Raw genomic sequence first — 7,886 nt, forward strand, 5'->3', positions numbered from 1 at the left:
AGCTAAGAGCGCAGCACCCCTACCTGTTCGTGCATTGGTATGGGATAAGAATCGACTGCATGCGAAGAGCCGTATGAATCGAGAGGTTCACGTACGGTTCTGTGAGAGGTCGCGGGGGAGGTTCCTGCGGCCTACTCGACTGATCAACTCCGTAACAGTTGGTTGTGGTTAGCGGGTCGTGGGAGTTCCAGCTCTCACGATCCGCGCTTCTCCAAGCATTGCTGCAAGGGTCATCGACGTTACCCGGTGAGAGATGGCGTCGATGACGAGGCGAACGTAGCAAGTAAGCGTGCGGATGTCTGTAAGGGGCGGGCGACGTGTGATGCGCGGGTGGCCTTACTTTCTCATAAGGCGCACGTAGGCACCGAGGTGGTAGATCCCGGCACCAATGCGGTTAGCGAAGCCGGGATGGCATCCCGGCCTGCCAGCTCAATAGAATGGCGTCCATAACCGGAACGTGGAGCAGCTGCACATGACGTCGTCCTTCGATTTCCCTATGCGCCATGGCGGCTCGGTGCTCCGGCTATGTCTCGCGCTCGCGTTGCTGCTGCCGCTGGCGGTCCACGCCAAAACCGGCGACCGCAACCAGCCGATGAATACGTCGCAGGTGTCCGTCGACGGCTTCAATGCCCCCAATACCATCACCACCCTTACCGGCAAGGTGGTGGTTACCCAGGGCACCATGAAGGCCACGGGTGATGTAGCGCAGGTTTATCTGGATGGGCAGACCCAGGTCAGCCGCATCGTGATGAAAGGCAGCCCGGCGCACATCCAGCAACTGGATGACAGCGATCGCCTGATGACCGGCGAGGCGCCCACGCTGGACTACGACAACATCAATGGCATCGCCGTGCTGCAGCCCAATGCGGTGGTGACGCAGCAAGGCATGGGTGAGGCGCACGCCGACAAGCTCACCTACAACACCAATACCTCGTATTTCACCGGCACGGGTCATGTGAGCATGACCTATTTGCCCAAGCAGCGGCAGAAGGCGAATGCGGCGCAGCCGGCGCCTGCAGGCAGCGTGGCGGCGCCGCAGAAGTAAACGGTGAATCATAGGCTGGGATTTCATCCCAGCCTGTTGCGGCATCCAGCGAATGCTCAGCGCCGCCGCGAGCCGCGCAGGTTGTCAACCGAGAAGCTGGCGATCTCGCCGCCGTCTTTCGTGCGGCGGGACTGCCCCGATGCCGGGCCCCAGGCATGCGCGGTGACCACTTCCCAGGTCGCGGGAATACGGCCATCCACGCGCATCGCCTCGTACGCGGCCAGCATGGCCTGGAAGTGGCGCTTGCCGGTCAGGCCGCGCTCGCGTCCGCGGTCGGCATGCGTCGCGCCGAGGCCTTTCAGCTCGTGCAGCAGCGCCTTTGGCTCGCTGTAGGTCAGCGTGTAGCGGTCCACGTCCAGTACCGGATCGCGCAAGCCGGCGGCGATCATCGCGTCGCCCAGGTCATGCATGTCCAGAAAGCGGCCGACGTGCGAATGCTGGTCCACCGCGGCCCAGGCCGCGCGCAGTTCGCGCAAGGTGTCGGGGCCGAAGGTAGAGAACAGCAGCATGCCGCCCGGCTTGAGCACGCGTACGCATTCGCCGAACAGCGCGGGAAGATCATCGATCCACTGAAAGCACAGATTGGAATGCAGCACGTCCACGCTGTGATCAGGCAGCGGCAAGGCCGTCGCCTCGCCGCACACGCGCGCGAACGGCTTGAGCCAGCCGGCATGCGACTTGGCAGTGCGCAGCATCGGCAATGCCGCATCCACGGCAATCACTTGCGCCTTGCCGTAGCGCTTTTTCAGCAGCGCGCTGCCACGCCCGGTACCCGCGCCCACGTCGATGACGCGCTCGGGCGGTTGCAGATAGAAGTCCAAACGTTCCAGCAGCAGCTGTTGTACTTCGCGTTGCAGCACGTCGTGCTGTTCATAGCTGCCGGCGGCATGGCTGAAGTTGGCGCGCACGCGTTGTGCATCGATCTGGAAGTCGCTCATGCGTTCGCCTCCAGCCATGGCCGCAGCGTTTGCGCCACGGCATCGGCATGGCTGAGAAACGGTGCGTGTCCGGCGCGCGCTATCACGTGGAATTCGCCCTGGCTGGCCTGCGCGGACCATTCCATGGCGGAGGGATGCACCAGCCGATCGAGCCGTCCGGCGCTCCACCAGCTGCTACGGTTGAGCTGCGGCAAGCTGGCACGCAAGTCGGTTTCGTCCAGCAGGCGAATGCCTTCCTGCAGTACGCGCAGATCGGGTTCGCCGCGCGCAAATACCTCGGTGCGCAGCTTGCGCAGCTCGGCCTTCGGGTCGGGGCTGCCCATCACTTCCAGCGCGAGGAAGCGCTCGATGGTGGCGTGGTAGTCGGTTTCCAGATCGGTGGCGAGCTGGCGCACCAGCGCAGGATCGCGCCCTTGCGGCCAGTCTTCGCCGCTTACGAAACGCGGGGTGGCGCACAGCATGGCCACGCTGCGCACTTGTTGCGGCCAATCCAGCGCACCCTGCAGCGCGATCAGCCCGCCGAGCGACCAGCCCAGCCAGGTCGCCGAAGGCGTGGCCTCGGCAATGGCGCGTGCGCAAGCCTGCGGTTCCAGTGGCAGGCCGCAATCGCGCGAAAAGCCATGGCCGGGCAGGTCGACCAGGTACATCGTGCAGTGTTCATGCAGCGCATCCACCAGCGGTTTGAAGATGCCGCCGTGCATCGCCCAGCCGTGCAGCATCACCAGCGGAATCGGGCCGCTGCCTTGGGTTTCGATGTAGAGGCTCATGCGCGCGGGTTTTCTGCTGGGGAAGAGGGAGGCGATAAGCCGGCAGGCAGGAGTTCCTTGTCCACCGCGCCCCGCTCGTCGAACACAAAGCAGTCGCCCTGCCAATGGGCGCCGCCCACTTGCTCGAAATATTTAAGAATGCCGCCTTCCAGCTGGAACACGCGCTGCATGCCGATGTCCTGCATGTACAACGCAAATTTTTCGCAGCGAATGCCGCCCGTGCAATACGACACGATGGTCTTGTCCGCATAGCGGGCATGATCGGCTGCCACTGCGGCAGGCAGCTCGGTAAAGCTGGCAATGCGATAGTCGATGGCCTGCGGAAACATGCCCACCTCGGTTTCGTAGGCATTGCGCGTATCCAGCAACATCAGCTCGCGCCCTTCGTCGTCGTGTCCCTGGTCCAGCCAACGCTTGAGCGTGGCGGCATCCACCGCCGGTGCGCGGCCGCCTTCCGGGCGAATGGTTGGATGGCGCAGCGTGATGATTTCCTTTTTCAGGCGTACGCGCATGCGTTTGAACGGTATCTCGTCGGACACGGATTCCTTGCCATGCATGCCGGCAAAGCGCGGATCCCCATGCAGCCAGTCCATGAAGGCATCGATGGCTTCACGCTGGCCGGCAAGAAACAGATTGATGCCTTCCGGCGCCAGCAGAATGGTGCCTTTCAAGGCCAGCGCATGGCATTGCGCCAGCATGCGCTCGCGCAGCGCGGGCAGGTCGTCCAGGCTGACGAAGCGATAGGCGGAGATATTAAGAATCGACATGAGAGGGAATAAGCGTGCGAAGCGCCATCCATTATACCGGTGCACTTGCCAACCGCAGGGACGCCAAGGCTTCCAGCAGGCGATCCACGTGCGATGCCTCGTGCATGGCCGACAGCGTGATGCGCAGGCGGGCCTGGCCGTGCGGCACGGTGGGCGGGCGAATCGCTACTACCAGCAGTCCTTTTTCTTCCAGCGCTCGTGCGGCGTCCAAGGCACGTTGCGCATCGCCGAGCAGCAAAGGTTGGATAGCCGTGCGCGAAAGCATCAGCGGCAGGCCAAGTTGCGCGGCGCCCTGGCGAAAACGCTGGATCAAGCCATTGAGTTTTTCGCGGCGCCAGCTTTCTGCGCGTGCTAGAGCGACGGCGCAACGGGTTGCCGCGGCCAGCGCGGGCGGCATGGCGGTGGTGTAGATATAGGTGCGGGCGAATTGAACCAGGCCGTCGATCAGGCTGGCGTCGCCGGCGACGAACGCGCCGCTGCATCCCACCGCCTTGCCTAGCGTCGCCATCAATACGGGTACGTCGCGTTCACTCAAGCCCGCTTCCATCACGCTGCCGGCGCCATCCGCGCCCAGCACGCCAAGCCCGTGCGCATCGTCCACCATCAAGGTGGCGCCTTCGCGAGCGCATAACGCAGCAAGCTCGCGCAGCGGTGCGATATCGCCGTCCATGCTGAATACGCCGTCGGTGGCGAGCAGTGCGCAGCTGTTGCCATCACTTTGCAGCTGGCGCACGGCCGCCGCGGCATCGGCATGCGGATAACGCTTCAACACGGCGCCAGCCAGCTGCGCGCCATCGAGCAGGCAGGCGTGATTAAGCTTGTCCTGCACGCACACGTCGCCACGCTGCAGCAGTGCCTGCATCACGCCGAGATTGGCCATATACCCGGTGGAAAACAGCAGCGCGCGCTCGCGGCCGGTCCATTCGGCCAGCGCTTCTTCCAGCTCGGCGTGCTCGCGGCGATGGCCGCAGATCAGATGGGCGGAACCGCTGCCTACGCCGCACGCATCCGCGGCCTGTTTCCAGGCGGCGATCAAGCGTGCATCCTGCGCCAGTCCCAAATAATCGTTGCTGCAAAAAGCCAGCAGGCGTTGCCCGCTGCTTTCTATGAATGCACCTTCGGTACGCGTTACCGTGCGCAGGCGGCGTTGCAACTGCGCCTGCGCACGTTCGGCCGTCTGGACGGCTAATCGTTCGAGCAGGTCAGGCCGCGGCACTGCAGCCACAGCCATGCCCGCAGCCCGCTGCTTCCGTTTCGAGGATGTCGGCGTGCACGGTGTCGGTATCCTCGGCCACTTCCAGTGCATGCAAGTCGAGCCGGCGGAACAGGGCGCGGTCGTGTTCCACGTCGGGATTGCCGGTGGTCAGCAGCTTTTCGCCGTAGAAAATCGAATTGGCGCCGGCGAAGAAGCACAGCGCCTGCACGGCATCGTCCATCTGCTGGCGGCCGGCAGAGAGGCGCACCATCGAGGCGGGCATCAGGATGCGCGCCACGGCGATCGTGCGTACGAACTCGAACGGGTCCAGCGCCTCGGTGCCATGCAGCGGCGTGCCCGGCACCTGCACCAGCTGGTTGATCGGTACCGACTGCGGATGCTCCGGCAGATTGGCCAGCGTCTGCAGCAGGCCGGCGCGCTGCGCGCGCGTCTCGCCCATGCCGACGATGCCGCCGCAGCAGGTCTTCAAGCCGACCTGGCGAACGTGTTCCAGCGTATCCAGGCGATCCTGATACTGGCGCGTGTGGATCACCTCGCCGTAAAACTCGGGCGCGGTATCCAGGTTGTGGTTGTAGTAGTCGAGGCCGGCCTGCTTCAAGGTCTGCGCCTGTTCGCCGGTGAGCATGCCCAGCGTGGCGCAGGTCTCCAGGCCCAGCGACTTCACCGCCGCAACGATTTCCGCCACCTGCGCCACGTCACGGTCTTTCGGGCTGCGCCACGCGGCGCCCATGCAGAAGCGGCTGGCGCCGGCGTGCTTGGCCGCCTGTGCGCGGGCCACCACGCTTTCCACCGACATCAGCTTTTCCGCCTTCACGCCGGTGTGGTAGCGCGCGGCCTGTGGGCAGTAGCCGCAATCTTCCGGGCAGCCGCCGGTCTTGATCGACAGCAGGGTGGACACCTGCACCGCATTCGGATCGTGGTGCGCGCGATGCACGCTGTGCGCCTGGTGCAGCAGCTCGTTGAAGGGCAAGGCAAACAGGGCGACGACCTCGTCGCGGGTCCAGTCGTGGCGAAGGGCGGCTGCAGTCATGGGAGGGCTCCGATAAACCGGCGCACAGTGTGGGAGCCGTCCGAGAGGCTGTCAACTCGATGCGCGGACGAATGGTTGACGAGATGAAAAGGCGGGCGGAACCGCTAACATCGTCGAATCATCCATTGAAGGAGTCGCCATGAGCGCAGCAGGTCAGGGTAGTGCAGGGAATGTCATCGCCGCCATTTGCAGCCTGTTTATTCCGGGGCTGGGTCAGCTGGTGCAGGGGCGCTTCCTGAAGGCCGTAGTGATGTTCGTGCTGGCCGGTGTGCTGTGGGTGTTCTGGATGGGCTGGATCATCCATTTGTGGTCGATCCTCGACGCGGCCATGTTCAAGCCGGCCACCTGACTGAGGGCCGCTGCGCATGGATGCGCCAATCCGCTGGCTTTCCCCTCTCCAGCGCTGGCTGCTGCCATGGCGCTGCCTGCTATGCGGCGACGAGGGCGCAGACGGCATGGACCTGTGCGTCGATTGCGCCGCGGAATTGCCGCGCAACGCGCATTGCTGCCAGCGCTGTGCTTTGCCGCTGCCGATCTCGGCGCCGCTGTGCGGACGTTGCCAACGCAAGGCGCCGCCTTGGGATGCTGCCTGGGCGCCGTTCCGCTATGCATGGCCGCTGGACAGGCTGGAAACACGCTTCAAGTTCGGCCGTGACCTGGCGGCCGGACGCGTGCTGTCGACCTTGTGGCAGCGTGAACCCCATCCCATCGCACTGCCGCAGATGATCATCCCCGTGCCTTTGCACCACCGTCGCCTGCGCGAGCGCGGCTATAACCAGGCGCTGGAGATCGCACGGCCCCTCGCACGCAGCTTCGGCATGGCGTGCCGGCACGACGTGTTGCTGCGCACGCGCCACACCGATGCACAAACCGGCCTGGATGCGGTCGAGCGGCGGCGTAATCTTCGCGGTGCCTTTGTGGTGCGCACCAGTGCGCGACTGCCTGCGCATGTCGCGGTGCTCGATGATGTGTTCACCACGGGCGCCACGCTTGCCGAATGCGTGCGCACGTTGAAGCGCGCGGGTGCGATGCGTGTGGATGCATGGGCGCTGGCGCGGGCGCCGGCTCCTGGGGGTGGGAAGTGAGAACGCTTTGGGTCGAATCTGTTGAAAAACTCCGACTTAACAAATAGACGTCCGACCTTTGGATCACGACGGCAACGACAATTTGATTCTGTACAAATTTGCACATTCAGGCCGACAGAAAGCGATTGTAGAGGCCGAATTTTCTCGCTTTAAGCGATCTCGGGTTTGCGAAGCGAGCTTTTCAACAGTATCGGTGGCGGACACGAACTATGCCTTTCCCGCGGCACGTATGACGATTGCCGGTACGGATCTTCTCCTGGGACTAGCTTGCCGACTAGCGGCCACAGAAGGTGCGCGATCACGACAATCATGAGTGTCGTACGTGAAGGAAGCTATGATGACTCACAGGGCCGTCGCGGGCTACGCTGGATTAAATCAGAGCATCCCTAAGCCTTCGAGAAATGATTAGTTTCAAAGTCTGCTATCGACCGGCTGAATCCACCCCCCAAAGCAAGCTTTGAGATTTGCAGCCGCCTGCTTCGATTGCCGGGCGAATTTCGGTGATCAAACCAAGCGTGATACTCATGATTTCACTCTGATATAGCCCGTTGTCATCGGTAGACGAGTCAAAGTCCGTGCACATTTTTATCGACGAATCCGGGACGTTCGCGCTGGCAAGTCAGCCCGGGGCTTGGTGCGTCGTCGCTGCCTACGTTGTTGGCTCCCGCGATCGTGTTGCTGCGGAGGAAGCGCTGAATGACCTGAAGGCGAGAGCTGGTCTCAGTCCGACGAACGAAATCAAGCGCCGCGATGTGAGCGAAGAGGAGTACTTCCGGTTCTTGGAAAATCTCAGCGCTTTGGGTGGCTTCCTTGTATCCGTAGCGACCGACGCTGGAGTGAACGAGGGAGCGGCGGAAAGTCAGATTGGACAGGTGCGCGTTATTCGAGAGGCGATTGACGGCTTCAAGACACCGAAAGATAAATTGGAAGCGGAGGACCTCGCCGCAGCGGTGGAAGTGCTGTCTCCACAGCTATACGTGGAAATAATCAGCCGGATGCACCTGGCGTGGCTTGCCGTGAATGTTGGTGTTGCGTACT

The 7,886-nt window shown here is 63.2% G+C and carries 9 protein-coding genes; 4 read left to right on the forward strand and 5 right to left on the reverse strand.

Translation table 11 applies throughout. The annotated features are described in order from the left end of the window. Positions 1 to 472: 472 nt before the first annotated feature. Complete coding sequence (gene lptA / locus VMA74_RS18700; RefSeq protein WP_325369724.1) at positions 473 to 1,045, forward strand: lipopolysaccharide transport periplasmic protein LptA; 573 nt, start codon at positions 473 to 475, stop codon at positions 1,043 to 1,045. 56 nt (positions 1,046 to 1,101) lie between these two features. Here the strand turns inward: lptA and bioC are convergent, their stop codons facing one another. Genes bioC through bioB form a run of 5 tightly spaced genes read right to left on the reverse strand, consistent with a single transcriptional unit; the run spans position 1,102 to position 5,763 of the window. Next, on the reverse strand, positions 1,102 to 1,983 hold the full coding sequence (gene bioC / locus VMA74_RS18705; protein WP_325369726.1) for a malonyl-ACP O-methyltransferase BioC: 882 nt from the start codon (positions 1,981 to 1,983) through the stop codon (positions 1,102 to 1,104). After that, positions 1,980 to 2,750 (reverse strand): pimeloyl-ACP methyl ester esterase BioH, encoded by a 771-nt coding sequence (bioH, locus tag VMA74_RS18710; RefSeq protein WP_325369727.1) that lies wholly within the window; start codon positions 2,748 to 2,750, stop codon positions 1,980 to 1,982. The genes bioC and bioH overlap by 4 nt, the downstream gene beginning before the upstream one ends. Continuing rightward, positions 2,747 to 3,517 (reverse strand): sulfurtransferase, encoded by a 771-nt coding sequence (locus tag VMA74_RS18715; protein ID WP_325369729.1) that lies wholly within the window; start codon positions 3,515 to 3,517, stop codon positions 2,747 to 2,749. Before VMA74_RS18715 ends, bioH begins: the two co-directional genes overlap by 4 nt. A gap of 31 nt (positions 3,518 to 3,548) precedes the next feature. Beyond that, on the reverse strand, positions 3,549 to 4,748 hold the full coding sequence (gene bioF, locus VMA74_RS18720) for an 8-amino-7-oxononanoate synthase (protein ID WP_325369732.1): 1,200 nt from the start codon (positions 4,746 to 4,748) through the stop codon (positions 3,549 to 3,551). Next, the gene (bioB, locus tag VMA74_RS18725) at positions 4,720 to 5,763 is read right to left on the reverse strand and encodes a biotin synthase BioB (protein WP_325369734.1); all 1,044 of its coding nucleotides are present in this window, start codon (positions 5,761 to 5,763) and stop codon (positions 4,720 to 4,722) included. Before bioB ends, bioF begins: the two co-directional genes overlap by 29 nt. A gap of 139 nt (positions 5,764 to 5,902) precedes the next feature. Between bioB and VMA74_RS18730 the strand changes: the two genes are divergently transcribed. The 3 genes from VMA74_RS18730 to VMA74_RS18740 form a co-directional block, all read left to right on the forward strand. After that, positions 5,903 to 6,112, forward strand: coding sequence for a hypothetical protein (locus tag VMA74_RS18730; protein ID WP_325369736.1), 210 nt, complete (start codon positions 5,903 to 5,905; stop codon positions 6,110 to 6,112). A gap of 16 nt (positions 6,113 to 6,128) precedes the next feature. Beyond that, positions 6,129 to 6,848, forward strand: a complete 720-nt coding sequence (locus VMA74_RS18735; protein ID WP_325369737.1) for a ComF family protein — start codon at positions 6,129 to 6,131, stop codon at positions 6,846 to 6,848. A gap of 575 nt (positions 6,849 to 7,423) precedes the next feature. Further along, positions 7,424 to 7,886, forward strand: a 463-nt coding sequence (locus tag VMA74_RS18740) for a hypothetical protein (protein ID WP_325369739.1), incomplete at its 3' end; no start/stop codon positions are given.

The organism is Dyella sp. (genome assembly GCF_035508675.1).
GTDB lineage: Bacteria > Pseudomonadota > Gammaproteobacteria > Xanthomonadales > Rhodanobacteraceae > Dyella_B.

Coding starts and splice junctions, on each gene's coding strand:
- bioH (WP_325369727.1), bottom strand. CDS start 2,750: ATGAGCCTCTACATCGAAACCCAAGGCAGCGGCCCGATTCCGCTGGTG.
- VMA74_RS18730 (WP_325369736.1), top strand. CDS start 5,903: ATGAGCGCAGCAGGTCAGGGTAGTGCAGGGAATGTCATCGCCGCCATT.
- bioC (WP_325369726.1), bottom strand. CDS start 1,983: ATGAGCGACTTCCAGATCGATGCACAACGCGTGCGCGCCAACTTCAGC.
- VMA74_RS18735 (WP_325369737.1), top strand. CDS start 6,129: ATGGATGCGCCAATCCGCTGGCTTTCCCCTCTCCAGCGCTGGCTGCTG.
- lptA (WP_325369724.1), top strand. CDS start 473: ATGACGTCGTCCTTCGATTTCCCTATGCGCCATGGCGGCTCGGTGCTC.
- bioB (WP_325369734.1), bottom strand. CDS start 5,763: ATGACTGCAGCCGCCCTTCGCCACGACTGGACCCGCGACGAGGTCGTC.
- bioF (WP_325369732.1), bottom strand. CDS start 4,748: ATGGCTGTGGCTGCAGTGCCGCGGCCTGACCTGCTCGAACGATTAGCC.
- VMA74_RS18715 (WP_325369729.1), bottom strand. CDS start 3,517: ATGTCGATTCTTAATATCTCCGCCTATCGCTTCGTCAGCCTGGACGAC.